At 71.1% G+C, this 20,004-nt stretch carries 15 protein-coding genes and 3 tRNA genes; 8 read left to right on the forward strand and 10 right to left on the reverse strand.

What is annotated here, in order from left to right:
- Positions 1 to 5: 5 nt before the first annotated feature.
- From ACZ6IM_RS36190 to ACZ6IM_RS36220, 7 genes are all read right to left on the reverse strand, one after another.
- A tRNA-Glu gene (locus ACZ6IM_RS36190) sits at positions 6 to 78 on the reverse strand.
- Positions 79 to 140: 62 nt separating this feature from the next.
- Positions 141 to 213: transfer RNA gene (locus tag ACZ6IM_RS36195), tRNA-Glu, on the reverse strand.
- A gap of 39 nt (positions 214 to 252) precedes the next feature.
- A tRNA-Gln gene (locus ACZ6IM_RS36200) sits at positions 253 to 324 on the reverse strand.
- Positions 325 to 416: 92 nt separating this feature from the next.
- On the reverse strand, positions 417 to 1,151 hold the full coding sequence (locus ACZ6IM_RS36205) for an HAD family hydrolase (protein ID WP_052838418.1): 735 nt from the start codon (positions 1,149 to 1,151) through the stop codon (positions 417 to 419).
- A gap of 272 nt (positions 1,152 to 1,423) precedes the next feature.
- On the reverse strand, positions 1,424 to 2,908 hold the full coding sequence (gene gltX, locus ACZ6IM_RS36210) for a glutamate--tRNA ligase (RefSeq protein ID WP_469562698.1): 1,485 nt from the start codon (positions 2,906 to 2,908) through the stop codon (positions 1,424 to 1,426).
- Positions 2,901 to 3,686 carry a fumarylacetoacetate hydrolase family protein gene (locus tag ACZ6IM_RS36215; protein ID WP_052838420.1) on the reverse strand — a complete coding sequence of 262 codons (786 nt, stop codon included), beginning with the start codon at positions 3,684 to 3,686 and terminating at the stop codon, positions 2,901 to 2,903. The genes gltX and ACZ6IM_RS36215 overlap by 8 nt, the downstream gene beginning before the upstream one ends.
- 103 nt (positions 3,687 to 3,789) lie before the next feature.
- On the reverse strand, positions 3,790 to 3,978 hold the full coding sequence (locus ACZ6IM_RS36220) for a hypothetical protein (protein WP_356367568.1): 189 nt from the start codon (positions 3,976 to 3,978) through the stop codon (positions 3,790 to 3,792).
- 602 nt (positions 3,979 to 4,580) lie between these two features.
- On the opposite strand from ACZ6IM_RS36220, the gene ACZ6IM_RS36225 reads away from it, so the two are divergent.
- The 8 genes from ACZ6IM_RS36225 to ACZ6IM_RS36260 all read left to right on the forward strand — a co-directional run bounded on the left by ACZ6IM_RS36225 (position 4,581) and on the right by ACZ6IM_RS36260 (position 15,373).
- A complete protein-coding gene (locus ACZ6IM_RS36225) occupies positions 4,581 to 8,546 on the forward strand; it encodes a sensor histidine kinase (protein ID WP_052838422.1) in 3,966 nt (1,321 codons plus the stop codon).
- Positions 8,547 to 8,555: 9 nt separating this feature from the next.
- Positions 8,556 to 8,969 (forward strand): roadblock/LC7 domain-containing protein, encoded by a 414-nt coding sequence (locus ACZ6IM_RS36230; RefSeq protein WP_003973453.1) that lies wholly within the window; start codon positions 8,556 to 8,558, stop codon positions 8,967 to 8,969.
- Between the two features lie 111 nt (positions 8,970 to 9,080).
- On the forward strand, positions 9,081 to 9,479 hold the full coding sequence (locus ACZ6IM_RS36235; protein ID WP_003973454.1) for a DUF742 domain-containing protein: 399 nt from the start codon (positions 9,081 to 9,083) through the stop codon (positions 9,477 to 9,479).
- A complete protein-coding gene (locus ACZ6IM_RS36240; RefSeq protein ID WP_003973455.1) occupies positions 9,460 to 10,035 on the forward strand; it encodes a GTP-binding protein in 576 nt (191 codons plus the stop codon). The genes ACZ6IM_RS36235 and ACZ6IM_RS36240 overlap by 20 nt, the downstream gene beginning before the upstream one ends.
- A 406-nt stretch (positions 10,036 to 10,441) precedes the next feature.
- Positions 10,442 to 13,720, forward strand: a complete 3,279-nt coding sequence (locus tag ACZ6IM_RS36245) for a nitrate- and nitrite sensing domain-containing protein (RefSeq protein WP_052838423.1) — start codon at positions 10,442 to 10,444, stop codon at positions 13,718 to 13,720.
- Between the two features lie 10 nt (positions 13,721 to 13,730).
- Positions 13,731 to 14,144, forward strand: coding sequence for a roadblock/LC7 domain-containing protein (locus ACZ6IM_RS36250; protein ID WP_004983065.1), 414 nt, complete (start codon positions 13,731 to 13,733; stop codon positions 14,142 to 14,144).
- Positions 14,145 to 14,238: 94 nt separating this feature from the next.
- Positions 14,239 to 14,811 carry a DUF742 domain-containing protein gene (locus tag ACZ6IM_RS36255; RefSeq protein WP_052838424.1) on the forward strand — a complete coding sequence of 191 codons (573 nt, stop codon included), beginning with the start codon at positions 14,239 to 14,241 and terminating at the stop codon, positions 14,809 to 14,811.
- Positions 14,792 to 15,373, forward strand: a complete 582-nt coding sequence (locus ACZ6IM_RS36260; RefSeq protein ID WP_009314218.1) for a GTP-binding protein — start codon at positions 14,792 to 14,794, stop codon at positions 15,371 to 15,373. Before ACZ6IM_RS36255 ends, ACZ6IM_RS36260 begins: the two co-directional genes overlap by 20 nt.
- Before the next feature lie 295 nt (positions 15,374 to 15,668).
- On the opposite strand, the gene ACZ6IM_RS36265 is transcribed toward ACZ6IM_RS36260, so the two are convergent.
- The 3 genes from ACZ6IM_RS36265 to ACZ6IM_RS36275 all read right to left on the reverse strand — a co-directional run bounded on the left by ACZ6IM_RS36265 (position 15,669) and on the right by ACZ6IM_RS36275 (position 19,949).
- Positions 15,669 to 15,866, reverse strand: a complete 198-nt coding sequence (locus tag ACZ6IM_RS36265) for an acyl-CoA carboxylase epsilon subunit (protein WP_052838425.1) — start codon at positions 15,864 to 15,866, stop codon at positions 15,669 to 15,671.
- Positions 15,867 to 15,883: 17 nt separating this feature from the next.
- A complete protein-coding gene (locus ACZ6IM_RS36270) occupies positions 15,884 to 17,467 on the reverse strand; it encodes an acyl-CoA carboxylase subunit beta (protein ID WP_052838426.1) in 1,584 nt (527 codons plus the stop codon).
- 154 nt (positions 17,468 to 17,621) lie between these two features.
- The gene (locus tag ACZ6IM_RS36275; RefSeq protein WP_469562724.1) at positions 17,622 to 19,949 is read right to left on the reverse strand and encodes a polysaccharide lyase 8 family protein; all 2,328 of its coding nucleotides are present in this window, start codon (positions 19,947 to 19,949) and stop codon (positions 17,622 to 17,624) included.
- Positions 19,950 to 20,004: the final 55 nt, after the last annotated feature.

Genomic DNA, 20,004 nt, shown 5'->3' on the forward strand with positions numbered 1-20,004 from the left:
GTTCGTACCCCCGACCGGATTCGAACCGGCGCTACCGCCTTGAGAGGGCGGCGTGCTAGGCCGCTACACAACGGGGGCCCTAGCGATCCTGCATCGAGGGCAGCGGGAGCGACCCGAGCTGTCCTCGCGGGAAGGATCTGTACCCCCGACCGGATTCGAACCGGCGCTACTGCCTTGAGAGGGCAGCGTGCTAGGCCGCTACACAACGGGGGCTTTGCGGATGTACTCCGCGGCGCAGATAAGCTCTGCGAGCTGGCCTACCAGGACTCGAACCTAGACTAACTGAACCAGAATCAGTCGTGCTGCCAATTACACCATAGGCCACTGGAACGCAAGCCCCAGAGGGGTTCTTGTTCTAGCGTTGCGCTTCCGGTTCCCGGCCCTTCGGCCCGCTCTCCGGCGGCGCAGGAAGAACATTACCCGAAGGTGGACGGGGCTCCAAAACGGGTATCGCCGCCGAGGAGCGCGGGAAGTTCGGCGAGCGAGGCGATCCGGCGCGGTCCGGCCGGCGGGTCCACGGTGGCGTACACGCCGCCGCGGTCGATCCACACGGAGAGCAGCCCGGCGTCGGCGGCGCCGCGTCCGTCGATCTCCGGGTGGTCGCCGACGTAGGCGACCTCGGCCGGACCGAGGGCAAGGGCGTCGCAGGCCGCGAGGAAGGCTCCGGCCTCCGGCTTGGAGACGCCCAGCTCGGCGGCGCACAGGATGGCCTCGAAGCGGTCGTGCACGCCGAGGACGCGCAGCTTGCGGTCCTGGACGGTGAGGCTGGAGTTGGAGAGCACGGCGTGCCGGTGGCTGTCGGCGAGGGCGTCGAGGACGGGCAGCACGTCCGGGAAGAGGGACCAGGCGGCCTCGTAGTGCGTGACGTACCGCTGGAACCAGTCGTCCGCCTCGGCGTCCGTCAGCTCCGGCCGGCCCAGGAAGACCCGGGTGCGGTCGCGCCGCTGTGTGACGAAGTCCACCTCCCCGGCCGAGAAGCGCGCCCACTGCTGGTCGGTGATCTCCCGCCAGCGCATGAGGGCCTCCTCGGCCGACCCGTACCCGGCGAGCAGCCCCTCGGCGACCAGATGGGCCCGCATGCCCTCGCGGTCGGCGGTGGTGTAGTCGAAGAGCGTGTCGTCGACGTCCCAGACCACGGCGCGAATGCTCATGATCCGACGGTAACGCGGCAAGGGGCGGTCCGGGGGCTCTTCGGCGGTCCGGACGTGGAGGGATGCCGAAGCGCGGGGAGACCGCCCAGGCCCGTCCCGACCGGGCCGTGCGGGTACTGGCCCGCGACCCGTTCCGGAAGAACGCGACCGCTCGGCTCGGCTGGGACGGGTATCTGCGCAAGGCCTACGTCGCCCCTGGCGTGCAGAAGGGCGGCACCCGAAGTGTTCCGGGTGCCGCCTCTTGCCCGTGCCCGACTCCTGCGCTCGTGGGCCTACGCCGCCAGCCGCGCCAGCGCCGCGTCGATCCTGGCCAGGGCCTTCTCCTTGCCCAGGACCTCCAAAGACTCGAAGAGGGGCAGGCCGACCGTGCGGCCGGTGACGGCGACGCGGACGGGGGCCTGGGCCTTGCCGAGCTTGAGGCCGTGGGCCTCGCCGGCGGCCAGGACTGCCTCCTTCAGGGACTCCGGGGAGGTCCAGTCGGCCGCGTCCAGCTTCTCGCGGGCCGTGCGCAGGAGCGCGTCCGAGCCCTCCTTCATGGCCTTGGTCCAGCTCGCCTCGTCGAAGACCGGCTCCGGCAGGAACAGGAAGTCGACGTTGTCGGTGATCTCGGAGAGGACCTTCAGGCGGGTCTGCGCGTGCGGCGCGATCGCCTGCCACTTGGCCTCGTCGAAGTCCTCGGGCGCCCAGGGGGCGACGGGGGCCTTCAGCCAGGGGCGGCAGCGCTCGGTGAAGTCCTTGGTCTCCAGCAGGCGGATGTGGTCGGCGTTGATCGCCTCGCACTTCTTGAGGTCGAAGCGCGCCGGGTTGGGCTGCACGTCGGAGACGTCGAAGGCGGCGACCATCTCCTCGATCGTGAAGATGTCCTGGTCGGCGGAGAGCGACCAGCCGAGGAGGGAGAGGTAGTTGAGCAGGCCCTCGGGGAGGAAGCCGCGCTCGCGGTAGAGGTTGAGGCTCGACTGCGGGTCGCGCTTGGACAGCTTCTTGTTGCCCTCGCCCATGACGTACGGCAGATGACCGAAGGCGGGGATCTCCTTGGCGACGCCCAGCTCGATCAGCGCCTTGTACAGGGCGATCTGCCGCGGGGTGGAGGAGAGCAGGTCCTCGCCGCGCAGGACGTGGGTGATCTCCATCAGGGCGTCGTCGACCGGGTTGACCAGCGTGTAGAGGGGCGCCCCGTTGGCGCGGACGATGCCGTAGTCCGGGACGTTCTCCGGGAGGTAGGTGATCTCGCCGCGGACCAGGTCCGTGAAGGTGATCGCCTCGTCGGGCATCCGGAAGCGGACGATGGGCTCGCGGCCCTGCGACACGTACTCCTCGACCTGGGCGGCGCTCAGCTCGCGGCAGTGGCCGTCGTACCCGGAGGGCTTGCCGGCGGCGCGGGCGGCCTCGCGGCGGGAGTCCAGCTCCTCCTGGGAGCAGTAGCAGCGGTAGGCGTGGCCGGCGTCGAGGAGCTTGGCGGCGACGTCCTGGTAGACGTCCATGCGCTGCGACTGGCGGTACGGCGCGTGCGGGCCGCCGACCTCGGGGCCCTCGTCCCAGTCGAAGCCCAGCCAGCGCATCGAGTCGAGCAGCTGGTTGTACGACTCCTCGGAGTCGCGGGCCGCGTCGGTGTCCTCGATGCGGAAGACCAGCGTGCCCTGGTGGTGGCGCGCGAAGGCCCAGTTGAACAGGGCGGTGCGGACCAGGCCCACGTGGGGGTTGCCGGTGGGGGAGGGACAGAATCGGACGCGTACGGGGGAGCCGGGTGCGCTAGCCACGCTTGACAACCTTGTTGGTGAGAGTGCCGATGCCTTCGATGGTGACGGCGACCTCGTCGCCGACGTTGAGGGGGCCGACGCCGGCCGGGGTGCCCGTGAGGATCACGTCGCCGGGGAGCAGCGTCATCGCCTCGGAGATGTTGACGATCAGATCCGCGATGGAGTGGGTCATCTCGCTGGTGCGGCCGAGCTGCCGCTGGCCGCCGTTGACCGTGAGCTGGATGGTCAGGTCGCCCGCGGTCGCGAGGTCGAGGTCCGTCTCGACCCAGGGACCGAGCGGGCAGGAGGAGTCGAAGCCCTTGGCCCTGGCCCACTGCTTCTCACGGCGCTGCACGTCGCGGGCGGTGACGTCGTTGGCGCAGGTGTAGCCGAAGATCACGTCCTGGACGCGCTCGCGCGGGACCTCGCGGCACATGCGGCCGATGACGACGGCCAGTTCGGCCTCGTGGTGCAGTTCCTCGCTGAAGGAGGGGTACTGGATGGCGTCGCCGGGGCCGATCACGGAGGTGGACGGCTTGAAGAAGGCGAACGGGGCGTCGGGCGCCTCGTTGCCGAGTTCGCGGGCGTGCTCGGCGTAGTTGCGGCCGAAGGCGACGACCTTGTTGGGGAGCACCGGCGGCAGGAGCCGCACCTTGCTCAGGGGCACCTTGGTGCCGGAGAGCTCGTAGTCCGCGAACGGGATGCCCTTGATGATGTCGAGGACGAGCTGGTCCGGCTGGTCGCCCTCGACCGCGCCGAAGGCGACGTTCCCGTCGATGGAGAACCTGGCGATGCGCACGGGTTGCTTGGCCCCTTGACTGAGCTGGCTGGAGTCTGACGCTCCAGGCTAACGCGGCAGGGGGCCCGGTCAGCCGCTGAACCGTTTGCGGATCGGTGCCGTACTACTCTGCGACCGACGCCGCGACCGGGGCCTCCATGAGGATGGTCCGGCGGGGGTTGGCGGTCTGGGCGGGGAGCTCGACGGCGTGCTCCGGCTGTTCCGGCGTCTGCAGCTCGTCGGCGCCCTCGAGGTGTGCCAGCGTCGTGCGTCGCGGGTTGGCGATCTTGTGGAACATCATCGTCGTCTTCACGGTTGTACGAGGCCCTGTCGTGTCCGGGCGCCCGAGGAGCGGCGAAAGCCCCTGCGAGGGCGCGGGTTGTCGGTTTTGCCTTCTCTGTAAAGCGTCAGGCTAAACACGCGATTCCCCGCCAACGGCTGGGCAGTACACGATCCGGGTGTGAGTTTGCTCACTTATCAAGGGCCAAACCGGTCAATTGCGACGCCGATGCCACTCGGACCAAACAGACATTGCACACCTGAAGCCATCATTCCGCTGCTGATCATGTCGACTGGGACACCGTCCGCACCCCGGCGACTCGCGTGCATACGTCCGCTTTACGGGTGATGATCTTCTACGGCTGGTGACCCGGCCCTCACGTGCTGTCACGTATCTCACGGCCTGCCCCACGGGCCTTGTTGGAGATCCTGCACTGTGCTGGAATTCCACGGACCGCCGCAGGATCGAGCCGGCGCACAGGGGGCGCACACCAGCGCCGAGCGGCGGCGAGAAGGGGGAACCAGCGCCGGTCACTCACGACCAACACAGGGGCGAATTCAGGGCGCCCCTTTGACGCCGACACCGTGCTCAGCCGTTCACGCGGCGGGGTGCCTGGTCCAGAGGTTGCGACGCTAGTGCAGGGACGTTTCAAGAGGGATGGCAGCGCTTCGGCGGAGCCGGAGCCGCAGGGCGGGACTGGCCCCAAGGCCGTCAGCTCCTCGCCCCAGCACGCCCAGAACCCGGGCCGGACCCAGTCCGGTGACGGCGGGGAGCGCGCCGGTCAGGCGGCGGGCCCGTCCGCTCCCGGCCAGCAGCCGCCCACCAAGCCGGCCAAGGGCTCGACCGGCCCCGGCCCGCGAATAGCCCTGCGCAACTGGCGGATCTCCACCCGTCTGGTCTCGCTGCTGGCGCTTCCGGTGGTCGCGGCGACCTCGCTGGGCGCGCTGCGCATCAACCAGTCGATGGACGACATCCAGCAGCTCGAGAACATGAAGCTGCTGACCGAGATGACCAAGCAGGCCACGGAGCTGGCCGCCGCGCTCCAGGAGGAGCGCGACCAGTCCGCCGGACCGCTGGCCCACGGCTCGAAGTCCAGCGCGATCGCCGTCAAGGGCGACCGGGAGCAGACCGACCGGGCCCTGAAGAACTTCCTCGACAAGTCCGAGCAGATCGACGCGGCGAGCAAGGACGGCAAGCTCGTCGGCGTCCGGGACAGCCTCGTCGGCATCGCGAGCGACCTGAACGACCTGACCAAGATCCGCAGCACGGCGTACACGGCGACGGACAACTCGACCCAGACGGTCGAGGCCTACCACCGCCTGATCACCCACCTGCTCGACCTCTCGCAGGACATGGCGGAGGCGACCAGCAACCCCGACATGATCCAGCGCACGCGCGCCCTGTCGGCCTTCTCCTCGGCCAAGGAGTACGCGTCCATCCAGCGCGCGGTCCTTGCCGCCGCCCTCCCGGCGAACAACAAGGACAAGGGCGACCTCGCCGAGAACGACCGGCTGTACGCCCAGTCCGCGCTGCAGAGCCAGACCTCCGAGATCCGCAGCTTCACCAGCATCTACGGCGAGGGCGCCGAGGACCTGCTCAAGCCGATCTCCGAGGGCAACCCGGTGATCGAGGCGTCCGACCAGTACGCCGGCCGCGCCGTCGGCAAGAAGGACGGCCTGGCCAGCCTCAAGGCCCGGTCCTACCAGGACTGGCTGGACGACAGCTCGACCAAGATCCAGCAGATGAAGAACATCGAGCTGAAGCTGCTGGAGGACATGGAGCAGCAGGCCCGAGAGCTGCGCAACGAGTCCGAGCAAGAGGCCATCATCTCCGGTGTCCTCATCCTGCTCGTGCTCGGCGTCTCCCTGGTCGGCGCGTTCGTCGTGGCCCGGTCCATGATCCGCTCGCTGCGCCGCCTGGAGGACACCGCGACCAAGGTGGCCCAGGACCGGCTGCCCGAGCTGGTCAAGCAGCTCTCCGAGACCGACCCGCAGGACGTCGACACCTCGGTGGAGTCGGTCGGTGTGCACTCCCGGGACGAGATCGGCCGAGTGGCCGCGGCCTTCGACGACGTGCACCGCGAGGCCGTCCGCCTCGCCGCCGAGCAGGCCCTGCTGCGGGGCAACGTCAACGCGATGTTCACCAACCTCTCGCGCCGCTCCCAGGGCCTCATCCAGCGCCAGCTCTCGCTCATCTCCGAACTGGAGTCCCGCGAGGCCGACCCGGACCAGCTGTCCTCGCTGTTCAAGCTCGACCACCTCGCGACGCGCATGCGCCGTAACGGTGAGAACCTCCTCGTCCTCGCCGGTGAGGAGCCGGGCCGGCGCTGGACGCGCCCCGTCCCGCTGGTCGACGTGCTCCGTGCCGCCGCCTCCGAGGTGGAGCAGTACGAGCGCATCGAGCTGGCCTCCGTGCCGAGCACCGAGGTCGCCGGCCGCGTGGTCAACGACCTCGTGCACCTGCTCGCCGAGCTGCTGGAGAACGCGACCTCGTTCTCCTCGCCGCAGACCAAGGTCAAGGTCACCGGTCACGCGCTGCCCGACGGCCGGGTGCTGATCGAGATCCACGACACCGGCATCGGCCTCTCGCCGGAGGACCTGGCCGCGATCAACGAGCGGCTCGCCTCGCCACCCACCGTGGACGTCTCCGTCTCCCGCCGCATGGGTCTGTTCGTGGTCGGCCGCCTCTCGCAGCGCCACGGCATCCGCATCCAGCTGCGTCCGTCCGACTCCGGTGGTACGACCGCGCTGGTCATGCTGCCCGTCGATGTCGCCCAGGGCGGCCGCAAGCCGCAGCCCAAGCAGGGTCAGCCCGGCTCGGGCAACGGCGGTCCGGCCGCCGCGCAGGCCGCCGCCGGTGTCGCGGCGGCCCGCCGCGGCGGACAGGGCGGCGGTGCCCTCACGGGCGGCGGCGCCTTCGGCGGCAACGGCGGTGGCGGTGGCGGTGCCCTCGGCGCCGGTGCACCGGGCGGACGGCTCGGTGTCGGCCAGGGACCGCGGGCCGCACTGCCGGGACGCGACGCGGGCGGCCGCCCGGGTGCGCCGGGTGGCGCGCGCGGGCCCCAGGCCCCGGCGGCCCCGGGCCAGCAGAACCGCCCGGCCCCGGCCGGCGCGGGAGCCGGTGCCGGTGCCGGTCAGGCGCCCGGTGCCCCGCAGGGCCTTCAGGCCGCGGGCATGAACGCGCCGCAAGGCAACGCACCGGCCAACAACGCCTCGCAGGGCGGCCAGGACATGTTCGGCGGCCCCCGCACCCCCTCGGCGCCCCCGCAGCGCGCCAAGCGTGGCGGCAACGGCGACGCCGAGCAGGGCCGTCGCCCCCAGCTGCCGCCGCGCGGCGGTCCGCGGGCCGAGCTTCCCGGCGGCAACCCGCAGCCGCGGGTGCCGAGCTGGAGCGACGAGAACGCGCAGCCGCCGGTGCCCCGCGCCTCGCTGGACGCCCCGCGCGGCCACGACGAGCCGGACAACTCCCGCACCGACCTCACGCCGCGCCTCGACGAGCGGCAGGGCCCGGGCTCGACCGCGGAGATGCCGGCCGTGCCCCGCTTCGGCGAGCCCCAGTCCCCCGCCGCCACGGCGGAGTTCGCCCGCCCCGACTTCGACGCCCCGGCGCCCCGTCGGGACGAGTCGCAGGACACGGGCCAGTTCGCCCAGCCCGGCCAGAACCAGTACGACGGCCGGAACCAGTACGAGGACCAGTACGGGCAGGGTCAGTACGGGCAGGGCCAGTACGGCCAGGGCCGGCCGGACCAGGAGCAGTACGACCAGGGCCGGTTCGGCCAGGACGCGCCGCAGAACGACCAGTTCGCGCGGCCCGAACCGGCCGCCCCGCAGCAGGGCGGCGGTTCCTTCGTCCGCTCGGACGTCTTCGGCGGGCAGCCCGCCCAGCCGGCCCCGAACGGTGCGGCCCCGGCCGACCGGTTCGCCGGTGCCCAGGGCGGCTACGACAACGGCTCGACCGGCCAGCACGACCTGCCGGTCCGTCAGAATCCGGCGCCCACCGGGCAGTTCGAGCGTCCCCAGGTGGGCGGCACGCAGGGCGGGAACGACTTCGCCCCGCAGCGGCCGGTCGCGCCGGAGCCCGTGGCCCAGAACACCAACGGCACTCCCCCGCAGCGGCCCGGAGACGGATGGGCCCTGCCCCCGGCCACCGGTCCCGGTGACGGACGTACGCCGCTGTACGACACGCTGGAGACCAACTGGTTCCACGGGGACCGCGAGTCGAGCGCGCCGCAGGCCGCCCCGACCGCGTCCCCGGAGCCGCAGGCCCCCCAGCCCCAGACCCCGGCGGCCCCCCAGCGGCCTGCCACCTCCGCCTGGCGCAGCTCGCCGAACGACGACCTCGTCCGGCAGGCGGAGCGCGTCAGGCAGCCGGCCGCGGGCGGGGTCACCACCTCCGGCCTCCCGCGCCGGGTCCCCCGGGCCAACCTCGTCCCGGGGACGGCTCAGCAGCAGTCGCACCAGAGCGGTCCGGCGGTTTCCCGCGCGCCCGACGACGTGCGCGGCCGGCTGACCAATCTCCGTCGGGGAATCGCACAGGGCCGTCAGGCCGGTACCAACCAGACCGGCAGCTACCCGCGGCCCACTCACCAGCAGGAGCGTTAGTTGAGCCCGATGAGCCAGGCGGCACAGAACCTCAACTGGTTGATCACGAATTTCGTGGACAACACCCCAGGGGTGTCCCACACCGTCGTCGTGTCCGCCGACGGACTCCTCCTGGCGATGTCGGAGGGCTTCCCTCGCGACCGCGCCGACCAGCTCGCGGCCGTCGCCTCGGGGCTGACCTCACTGACGGCCGGGGCCTCCCGGATCTTCGAGGGCGGCAACGTGGCGCAGACGGTCGTGGAGATGGAGCGGGGGTTCCTCTTCCTGATGTCCGTCTCGGACGGCTCGTCCCTGGCCGTCCTCGCGCACCCCGAGTGCGACATCGGCCTCGTCGGCTACGAGATGGCGCTCCTGGTCGACCGCGCGGGTGCGGTCCTCACACCCGACCTGCGCGCCGAACTACAAGGCAGTCTGCTCCACTGATCGGCCCCGGCACCACCCGTGTTACCAAATCACCGTCCGGCCGCCACAATCCCCCCACCGGCCTCGTCAGACGGCTTGACTGACCGACTTGCTGTCCCGCCCGGAGGATTCATGACCCCGCCCACCGCCTCTCATGATCCGTACGCGGAGCCGTACGAGGACGAGGGCGACCAGCCGCTGGTACGTCCCTACGCGATGACCGGTGGCCGGACCAGGCCGCGCTACCAGCTCGCCATCGAGGCGTTGATCAGTACGACGGCCGACCCGGCAGCGCTCATGGGGCTGCTCCCCGAGCACCAGCGCATCTGCCACCTGTGCCGCGAAGTGAAGTCGGTGGCCGAGGTGTCGGCCCTGCTGGCGATGCCGCTCGGTGTGGCGCGGATCCTGGTCGCGGACCTCGCGGAGGCCGGGCTCGTCGCCATTCACCAGCCTGGCGGAGACGAGAACAACGGCGGTGCGCCGGACGTGACACTGCTCGAAAGGGTGCTCAGTGGACTTCGAAAGCTCTGACGGAGGGCGGGCGACCACCTCCGCGAAGATCGTGGTGGCCGGCGGCTTCGGCGTCGGCAAGACCACGTTCGTGGGCGCCGTCTCCGAGATCAACCCCCTGCGCACCGAGGCCGTGATGACCTCGGCCAGCGCCGGGATCGACGACCTCACGCACGCCGGGGACAAGACGACCACGACGGTCGCCATGGACTTCGGCCGCATCACGCTCGACCAGGACCTGATCCTGTACCTGTTCGGCACACCGGGCCAGGACCGGTTCTGGTTCATGTGGGACGACCTGGTGCGCGGCGCCATCGGCGCGGTCGTGCTGTGCGACACCCGCCGGCTGGCCGACTGCTTCCCGGCGGTGGACTACTTCGAGAACAGCGGTCTTCCGTTCGTCGTCGCGCTCAACGGCTTCGACGGCCAGCAGCCCTACTCTCCGGACGAGGTGCGCGAGGCGCTGCAGATCGGTCCGGACACCCCGATCATCACGACCGACGCCCGGCACCGCGCCGACGCGAAGTCGGCACTGATCACGCTGGTCGAGCACGCGCTCATGGCCCGCCTGCGGTAGCTCCAGCGACCGCCGCGGCCAAGTCGGCAGGGTCCTACGGCACTTGTCGTAGACGGATCGGAGCCGACTGTGTCCTTTGACACGGTCGGCTCCGCTGTTCATAACGTTTCGGCAGAGGAATCGGGTGGTACCGACACGCGACGCGGTCAACTGGTCTCGCTGTGCGCACGAACACCCCGTCTTTTGACGGACCTCGCTCTTTATGACCGTTTTACGCGGGGCTTACATCACGTGTAACCCCCGCGTTCCACTGTTTGGAAGAGCGCTGGTCGCCGTGCTGGAATGCCAGAACTGCCCAATGGTCAAAGACGTACTCAGCAGTAGCGCGTACTCGATGACTGACGGAGTGGGTTCTGAGACACAGCGGCACGACACAGGTGCCGACCGCCGAGAGGTTGTTGGTCGAGTGAGGCGAAGCAAGAACAGTCCCGAGCCATCGGCCCGGGGCAACTTCACCCCGCCGCCGCGCACAGCGGCGCCCGCCCCCGCCCCCGCCGCGGAACCCACGGCCGAGCCCGCGCCCAGCGGCGGCCGTTTCACGCCGCGCAACTGGCGGGTGACCACCCGGCTGAACGCGATCCTGCTCATCCCGGTGCTGGTCGGTCTCGTCATGGGCGGCTTCCAGGTGAAGAGCTCGATCGACACCTGGCAGGACGCCGAGGACGCCGAGAGCACCGCGCGTCTGGTGCGCGCCTCCCTCGGCTACGCCAACGCCCTCTACAACGAGCGCGATCTCACGGCGGCGCCGCTGCTGCAGGGCAAGGGTGAGAAGGACGCCACCGTCGCCAAGGCCCGCCAGGCCACCGACGAGGCCGCCGACACCTTCGACGAGGCGGCCCAGGGCATGCCCGGCAAGCCGGGTCTGGAGCGCCGGCTGAAGGTCTTCCGCGAGCAGGAGCCCAAGCTCCAGACGCTGCGGGCGGCCGCGTACACCTCCAAGCTCAAGGGCGTGGAGACCGAGGAGGGCTACACCGGCGTCGCCCACCCCCTGATGGAGTTCGCCAACGAGCTGGGCCTGGGCACCGGCAACATCACCTCCTACGGCCGTACCGTCTACGCGATCTCACTGACGAAGGCGGCGCTCTCGCTGGAGCGCTCCATCGGCATGCACATGCTGGTCAAGCCGGGTCCGGAGCCCAGCCACCTCGCCAGCCAGCGCGTCGCCCTCTCCTCGTACGCCTACCTGGAGCGCATCGCGGTCGAGGAGTACATCGGCGGCGGCACCGAGGCGGACGCGCAGAAGCTCGAGGACTCCGAGGCGAAGCTCAAGGAGGACGGCGCGGCCATGGCCAAGGAGGCCAAGGCCAAGGACCCGGACTACGTGCCGCCGCCGTCCGACCCGACAACGATGATCTCGGAGCTGGCCGGACTCACGTCCACGGACACCAGCGCCCGGGCGGAGCTGGCCCGGCAGGGCATCACGCCGGAGAACTGGTGGGCGGTCAACACCCTCAAGTTCGACGCGTACCAGAAGATCGAGTCGGACCTTGCCGACAGGGCGGTGTCCGAGGCGTCCGCGATCGCCGACGACGCCGAGCGCGACGCCTACATCACGGGTGCCGCGGTCGTCATCGCGCTGCTCGCCGCCTTCATCCTGGCGGGCATGGTGGCCCGCCAGATGAGCCGCTCCATGCGTCAGCTGCGCAACGCCGCCTTCGGCATCGCCGAGCAGCGCCTGCCGATGCTGGTCGACCAGCTCTCCCGCACCGACCCCGGCCGGGTCGACACCCGGGTGCAGCCGATCCCGATCGCCTCGACCGACGAGATCGGCGAGGTCGCCCGCGCCTTCGACCAGGTGCACCGCGAGGCGGTCCGGCTCGCCGCCGAGCAGGCGCTGCTGCGGGGCAACATCAACGCGATCTTCACCAACCTGTCGCGCCGCAACCAGTCGCTGATCGAGGGCCAGCTGAGCCTGATCACCGAACTGGAGAACAACGAGGCCGACCCCGACCAGCTGGAGAACCTCTTCCGGCTGGACCACCTCGCCACCCGTATGCGCCGCAACGGCGAGAACCTCCTGGTCCTCGCGGGCGAGGAGCCCGGCCGCCGCTGGGACCAGCCGGTCCCGCTGGTCGACGTGCTGCGCGCCGCCTCCTCCGAGGTGGAGCAGTACGAGCGCATCGAGCTGTCCGGCGTGCCGGAGGCCGAGATCCACGGCCGCGCCGTGACCGACCTCGTGCACCTGCTCGCCGAGCTGCTGGAGAACGCCACGACGTTCTCCTCCCCGCAGACCAAGGTCCGCGTCACCGCGACCCGGCTGCCCGACGGCCGCGTGATGGTCGAGATCCACGACAAGGGCATCGGCCTGACCGCCGAGGACTTCGCGGACATCAACCACAAGCTGGCCAACCCGCCGACCGTCGACGCCGCGATCTCGCAGCGCATGGGCCTGTTCGTGGTCGGCCGGCTGTCCGACCGGCACGGCATCCGCGTCCAGCTGCGCCCCTCCGGCGAGCAGGCCGGCACCACCTCGCTGGTCATGCTCCCGGACGCCATCACCCACGGTGGCGGCGGCGAGCAGCAGCCGCGCGACGAGTTCACCGTCTCGCAGATCATCCCGGAGCAGAACTTCCAGGGCGGCGAGAGCTTCGGCCAGGTCGGCCAGCCCATGCGGACCGCCGCGGAGCTGGGCTTCGACGACAGCCGGTACGCCGAGATCCCGGACGACATACGCGAGCTCGACCCGGTCGGCCGCTCGCTGATGCGCGAGGAGCGCCGGGCGGCCCTGGAGGCCCAGTCGCAGCCCGAGCTGCCGGGTCCGGCGGACCAGGGCGACGGCCGCAACACCGAGGCCGCCGGGTTCCAGGACCAGTTCACCGGTCAGCAGCCGGGGTACGACCCCGCCCGCGACGGCTACCAGGAGCAGCACCACGGCGGGTACGACCAGCAGCAGGCGTACGCCGACCAGCAGCAGGCCTACCAGGAACCGCAGCAGGCGTCGTACGACGAGCAGTACTACGCGCCCAACGGCGGCCTGCCCGGGAACGAGGGCTACTCGTCCAACGGCGGTTACCCGGACCCCTCCTACGCGCAGCCCGGCCCGAACGGGCAGCAGCCGGCGGGCCCCGGCGCCCAGGAGAACTACTCGCCCTTCGAGCAGCGGCGCCACCAGGACGACTGGCCGCAGCAGGACGGCTTCCAGAACGGTTATCCGGACCAGTACCCCACCGGTGCCCCGCAGGCGCATTCCGCCGAGGCCGCTGACGTGACCGAGGCGGACCGCGTAGGCTTCGACCGTCCGGGGCCGGCCCCCTCCGCCGCCCACGAGCTGACCGACGCCGGTCTTCCCCGCCGCGGATCCACCGCGAGCGGCGCGGGCGATGCGGGGCACGTGGGCCAGGAGACGCCGGCCGCCGCACCGGGGACGGGCGGCGAGGACACCTGGCGGTCGGCCAACGACGACCGCTGGCAGCAGGCCTCGGCGCTGCGCAAGCCCAAGGCGGGCGGGGTGACCTCCTCGGGACTGCCGCGGCGGGTGCCCAAGGCCAACCTGGTCGAGGGCGCGGCCGAGACCACTCCACAGGGAGGCCCCCAGGTCTCCCGCGCTCCGGAGGACGTCCGGGGCAGGCTGAGCAACCTGCGGCGCGGCGTCGAGCGAGGCCGCAACGCGGGCAGTGAAACGAACGGCCAGGACACAAGGAATGAACACCGTGGTCCTGACAGCACCTACAACCAGGAGCGTTAGTGTGAGCCCGATGAGCCAGGCGGCGCAGAACCTGAACTGGTTGATCACCAACTTCGTGGACAACACCCCGGGGGTGTCCCACACGGTGGTGGTCTCCGCCGACGGACTCCTTCTGGCGATGTCCGAAGGGTTCCCTCGCGACCGAGCCGATCAGCTCGCGGCCGTCGCCTCCGGCCTGACCTCGCTGACCGCCGGTGCCTCGCGCATCTTCGAGGGCGGCAGCGTGAACCAGACGGTTGTGGAGATGGAGCGCGGATTCCTCTTCATCATGTCCATCTCCGACGGCTCGTCCCTCGCGGTTCTCGCACACCCCGAGGCGGACATCGGTCTCATTGGGTACGAGATGGCCCTTCTGGTGGACCGTGCGGGCACGGTTTTGACCCCGGATCTGCGGGCTGAGCTCCAAGGGAGCCTTCTCAACTAAAGGACAGACGGTGCGTTTTGGCGTCCCGTGGCCGTAAAGTTTCGGGACGCGGCTCCACAGCGATGGGTGCCAGGCACAGTCGGAGGAGGAAAAAGTGGCAACACCCCCAGGCGGTCCGTCATCGGGCAACTGGTCGTACGGCCCTGGTCAGGGCCAGAACGACGGCTCGGCGAACGGATACGGCTACCCCTCCGTGCCGAGTCACCGGCAGCCGTACACGCCGCAGGGCCCCGGCCCTTCGCCTTACGACCAGCCGCACGCTCCGCGCATCCAGCCCGTGCAGCCGCAGCGCCGCACCCCTGAGCCGGCGCCCGCGGGGGCGTCGAACAACCCCCTGGTGCGCCCGTACGCCATGACGGGCGGCCGCACCAGGCCCCGGTACCAGCTCGCCATCGAGGCGCTGGTGCACACCACCGCGCAGCCGCACCAGATGCAGGGCCAGCTGCCCGAGCATCAGCGGATCTGCAACCTCTGCCGGGAGATCAAGTCGGTGGCCGAGGTCTCGGCCCTCCTGACGATCCCTCTCGGCGTGGCCAGGATCCTCGTCGCCGACTTGGCGGAGGCGGGACTGGTCGCCATCCATCAGCCCGGCGGCGACGAGAGCGCCGGCGGCCAGCCAGACGTGACACTGCTCGAAAGGGTGCTCAGTGGACTTCGCAAGCTCTAGCGGCGGTCCTTCCCGCTCCACCACTTCCGCGAAGATCGTGGTGGCGGGCGGCTTCGGCGTGGGCAAGACCACGTTCGTCGGCGCTGTCTCGGAGATCAATCCGCTGCGCACAGAGGCCGTGATGACATCCGCTTCGGCGGGTATCGACGACCTCACCCACACGGGGGACAAGACGACCACGACGGTCGCCATGGACTTCGGACGCATCACGCTCGACCAGGACCTGATCCTGTACCTCTTCGGTACGCCCGGCCAGGACCGGTTCTGGTTCATGTGGGACGACCTGGTGCGCGGCGCCATCGGGGCGATCGTCCTGGTCGACACGAGGCGGCTCGCCGACTGCTTCCCCGCCGTCGACTACTTCGAGAACTCGGGCCTGCCGTTCGTCATCGCGTTGAACGGCTTCGACGGGCAGCAGCCGTACAACCCGGACGAGGTCCGCGAGGCGCTGCAGATCGGCCCGGACACCCCGATCATCACGACGGACGCGCGGCATCGGGCCGACGCGAAGTCCGCGCTGATCACGCTGGTCGAGCACGCGCTGATGGCGCGCCTGCGCTGATCTGCGGGCAAGTCGTGCCTCCCTCAGTGCCTCAAGGGCCTGGGAGGTGCCCCCAGGGGCGGCACGGGTGGGCGCAGGCGGCCACCCCGTCGGCACCGGGTTGCGCGACGCCCCCTGCGGCCACTGGGCTGCCGGGGGCGGTTTCGTTGCCGGGTGCGGGTACGTCGTGGCTGGTCGCGCCCACGCGACGGAGCCGCATATCGACACAGCCCCGCGCCCCTGGGTGTGTTGCCCGGCCCCCTGTCATGCGTAGAGGCCCCCTTCCTGGGCGGAGGGGGCCTCTACGTGGCTCAGGTCAGCGCCAGCTGTGCGGCGCCCGGAAACCCGGCTCGCGCTCCAGGCGGCGCCAGCCCGCGCGGGCTCGGCCGCCGCCGTGGGTCGGCGGGATCTCGGCGGGGCGGGCGGCGGCGCGGGCCAGCAGGAGCGCCGTGATGGCGGCGACTTCCTCGGGCTCGGCGTGGCCCTTCTCGACGCGGATGTCGGGAGTGGACATGGAGGTGGCTCCTCGGGTCACTGCGGCGGGTTGCCGTGCTTGCGGGAGGGCAGGTCGGCGTGCTTGGTGTGGAGCATCGCCAGGGACTTGATCAGCACCTCGCGCGTCTCCGCGGGGTCGATGACGTCGTCGACCAGGCCGCGTTCGGCCGCGTAGTAGGGGTGCATCAGCTCGGACTTGTACTCCTTGACCATGCGGGCCCGCATGGCCTCGGGGTCCTCCGCCCCGGCGATCTGCCGGCGGAAGATGACGTTGGCCGCGCCCTCCGCGCCCATGACGGCGATCTCGTTGGTCGGCCAGGCGTAGGTGAGGTCGGCGCCGATGGACTGGCTGTCCATGACGATGTAAGCACCTCCGTACGCCTTGCGCAGGATGAGCGAGATCCGGGGGACGGTCGCGTTGCAGTAGGCGTAGAGGAGCTTGGCGCCGTGGCGGATGATGCCGCCGTGCTCCTGGTCGACGCCGGGCAGGAAGCCGGGTACGTCCAGAAGGGTGATGATCGGGATGTTGAAGGCGTCGCACATCTGGACGAAGCGCGCGGCCTTCTCCGATGCCTCGATGTCCAGTACGCCGGCCAGGCTCTGCGGCTGGTTGGCGACGATGCCGACGACCTGGCCGTCCAGACGGGCCAGGGCGCAGATGATGTTGCGGGCCCAGCGCTCGTGGACCTCCAGGTACTCGCCGTCGTCGACGAGTTCCTCGATGACCTTGGTCACGTCGTAGGGGCGGTTGCCGTCCGCCGGGACCAGGTCGAGCAGGACGTCGCCGCGGCGGTCTGCGGGGTCCGAGGACTCGGCGCGGGGCGGGTTCTCCCGGTTGTTCTGCGGCAGCAGGGAGAGGAGGTAGCGGACCTCGGCGAGGCAGGTCTCCTCGTCGTCGTAGGCGAAGTGGCACACGCCGGACGTCTCGGCGTGCACGTCGGCGCCGCCCAGGCCGTTCTGGGTGATCTCCTCGCCGGTGACCGCCTTGACCACGTCCGGGCCCGTGATGAACATCTGCGAGGTGTCGCGGACCATGAAGACGAAGTCGGTGAGGGCGGGGCTGTAGGCCGCGCCGCCCGCGCACGGGCCGAGCATCACGCTGATCTGCGGGATGACGCCGGACGCCTTGGTGTTGCGCTGGAAGATGCCGCCGTAACCGGCGAGCGCGCTGACGCCCTCCTGGATGCGGGCGCCGGCGCCGTCGTTCAGCGACACCAGCGGGGCACCGGCCGCGATGGCCATGTCCATGATCTTGTGGATCTTCGTCGCGTGCGCCTCGCCCAGCGCACCGCCGAAGATCCTGAAGTCGTGGGCGTAGACGAAGACCGTGCGGCCCTCGACCGTGCCCCAGCCGGTGATGACACCGTCGGTGTACGGCTTCTTGGCCTCCAGGCCGAAGCCGGTCGCCCGGTGCCGGCGCAGCTGCTCGACCTCGCGGAAGGAACCCGCGTCGAGGAGCAGCTCGATCCGCTCGCGCGCCGTCAGCTTGCCCTTGGCGTGCTGCGCCGCCGTGGCCTTCTCGCTCGGTCCGGCCAGCGCCTGCGCACGGATCTCGTGCAGCTCGGCCACTCGCCCGCGCGCGTCCGTCGGCTCACCCGGCGCCTCATCCAAAACGGTCATGTAGCGACTCTACGAAGCAGACCAAGGAATGCGAGCCGTCGACTCCGTACAGTCTCCGGCCCGTTTTCCTGGTAGCACTGAACAGAACCCCCACCGCATGCAGCCTTTTCGACTGCTCAGAGGGCCTCCATCTTGTAGAGGTCACACAAAGCCATCAGCTGAGAGTCACCTCACATTCATGGGTGGTACATACCACCCCTGGAGTGACGCGGAGGTGCAGTCGGCGGCCCGTCGCGAGGATCTCGACCGTCTCGTCGGCCCGTCGCACCGCTCTCACCGGGTGGTCCCAGACGATCTCCAGGGGTTCCCCCGTGCGCGGCGGTTCGCTCACGCAGAGCGTAGCGGTACGGCCCCGGCGGCGGACCAGCACGCTCGCCCCGGCGGTGGCGGTGAGCGGGCCCGCCGTGCCGGCCTGCCAGAAGTTGGCGGCCGTGAGACCGAGGGAGGGGACGGCCAGGGCCTGGCGGTGGCCGTCGTTGGCGAGGACCCGCAGCCGGCGGTGGTCGGCGGCGCGGCGGGCCACGGCCTGCCGCGAGGCACCCGGCATGACGGTGTAGACGTACTCGGCGTCGGCGGGGTCGGTGCCGTGGTCGAGCCAGAGGGTCTGCCAGCGGCGGGTACGGCGCTCGGTCGTGCTGGTGGTGTTGATGTCGGACCAGGCACCGGTGCGGTCCTCGCGCAGGGTCCGCAGGCCGCCCTGGGGCACGATCCAGCCGCCGTGGCCCTCCAGGTGGGCCCAGTGCCGGCCGCGCGTCAGGGCCCGGTCGCCGTCCTCCCCCAGATTGCGGTTGTCCACGACCGTCTCGACCGGGACGCCGTCCGCACAGGTGATGCCGGCGCCCAGGCAGACCACGGCGTCGTCGAGGAAGAACCAGGACTTGCGGGCCTGAAGGGTCGAGCCGAGCCCCTTGAGGTGCTGCCCGACGGCCGCGTACTCGCCGTCGGTCGTGCCGCCGACCCAGCGCACGTCCGGTTTGGGCCGGCCCCACTCGCCACCCGCCCGGTCGGCCAGGCGCCGGGTGGAGACGGTGGTGCCGGGCAGCCGGTACCAGTCGACGGTGGGCCAGAACCAGTCGGTGTACTGGTCCGTCCTCGTCCCGTTCGCCCACCAGGTGAGCATGCCCGCGCCGGTGTGCCAGCCGCGTGGGTTCTCGCCGTTGCCGCACTCGTAGTGGGCGATGCGGTCGCTGGCCATGGCGAGTCCCGCGGTGAAGGCGGGGCGGCGGTGGACTGCCCGGTCCATGGCCGCGAAGAGGTGGTGCCCGGCGGGTTCGGGGGCGGCCTCGCCGGGGGCGTCGGCGATCGCGTGCAGCCGGGCCAGGTCGGCGACCGGGAACTGGGGCGCGGTCAGCAGCGGGGTGACGGTGTCCCGTTCGATCCAGCCCTTGATCCGGGCGTGCCAGCGCCCGCGCTCGGCGTCGCTCGCGCCCCCCGCGAGGACCGCCATGGCGGCGACGAGTTGCTGGCCGTGGAAGTGGTCGCCGCGCATGACGTGCAGGTCGTCGCTCTTGAGGTAACCCCGGCTGATGGCCCGCCCGTTGACGTTGTCCATGACCAGTCCGTCGTGGATCAGGGGCGCGTAGGCGCGCTCGACGCTGTCCAGGACGATCTGCCTGCCCGGGTCGGTCACCTCCCACTCGGAGCCGGCCAGCAGGGTGAACAGCCGGCCCAGCCCGTCCAGCATGACCTGGCCGTACGTCCCCGAGTAGGCGACCCAGGTGTGCTGGACGAAGGAGCCGTCGGCGTGGAGGCCGTCCCCCTCGGTGACGTACGGGAAGACCGGCGAGAGGGCGTCGCGGGCCAGGGCGAGCTTGGCGGGGGCCCGGCCCAGGACGCCGCGCAGGGCGACGGAGCGGCACAGGTCGACGCGGTTGGCGCCGGTGGAGGTGCCGGTGTAGTCGCCGAGCATCGCGTCGGGGACGAAGTGGTCGACGGCGGCGCAGGCGGCGGCCACGCGGTCGGCGCCGAGGTGGTCGTGGAGGGCGGCCGTGATGTCCATCAGGAGCCGGGGGCTGCCGATCTGCCATTCCCACCAGTTGCCGTAACGGGTGGTGGCGGGGTTGTAGACGGTGGCCGAGAGGTGGTCGAGGCCGCGCAGGATGTCGGCGAGGAGCGCCGCGTCGCCGGTCGAGCCGGTGCCCTGCTGCACGTACGCCTCGGTCATCGTCCACAGACGGCCGTAGGCGAAGGTGATGCCGGCGGGCGGGTCGAAGGGGGGGCCGGGCCACAGGGAGGTGGCGGTGGGGGCCATGGTGGCGCGGTGCTCGCGGGCGCGTGCGCCGGTCTCGGCGAGGCGGGAGGCGTACGGCTCGGCGGCCGGGTCGTAGCCGGTGCCCAGCGCGATCCCGAGCCAGCGTCGGCGCAGGGCGTCGTACGGGTCGGCCGCGGCGGCCGCGGCACCGGGGACGGAGGCGAGGGCGGCGGCCGCGGCCGCGAGCAGGACCGCGCGGCGGGTGGGGGCGGTGGGGCGCTGTGGGGTCATGCTCATGCCGTCTATCACGCCGGAGGCGAGAGGGGAACGGTGCCGCGACACGTGC

The organism is Streptomyces sp. NPDC042336 (assembly GCF_055581985.1).

What these genes read in the sequence shown, in the direction of transcription:
- ACZ6IM_RS36205 (WP_052838418.1), bottom strand. Translation starts at nt 1,151, where the DNA reads ATGAGCATTCGCGCCGTGGTCTGGGACGTCGACGACACGCTCTTCGAC.
- ACZ6IM_RS36230 (WP_003973453.1), top strand. Translation starts at nt 8,556, where the DNA reads ATGAGCCAGGCGGCACAGAACCTCAACTGGTTGATCACGAATTTCGTG.
- ACZ6IM_RS36235 (WP_003973454.1), top strand. Translation starts at nt 9,081, where the DNA reads ATGACCCCGCCCACCGCCTCTCATGATCCGTACGCGGAGCCGTACGAG.
- ACZ6IM_RS36250 (WP_004983065.1), top strand. Translation starts at nt 13,731, where the DNA reads ATGAGCCAGGCGGCGCAGAACCTGAACTGGTTGATCACCAACTTCGTG.
- ACZ6IM_RS36265 (WP_052838425.1), bottom strand. Translation starts at nt 15,866, where the DNA reads ATGTCCACTCCCGACATCCGCGTCGAGAAGGGCCACGCCGAGCCCGAG.
- ACZ6IM_RS36270 (WP_052838426.1), bottom strand. Translation starts at nt 17,467, where the DNA reads ATGACCGTTTTGGATGAGGCGCCGGGTGAGCCGACGGACGCGCGCGGG.
- ACZ6IM_RS36275 (WP_469562724.1), bottom strand. Translation starts at nt 19,949, where the DNA reads ATGACCCCACAGCGCCCCACCGCCCCCACCCGCCGCGCGGTCCTGCTC.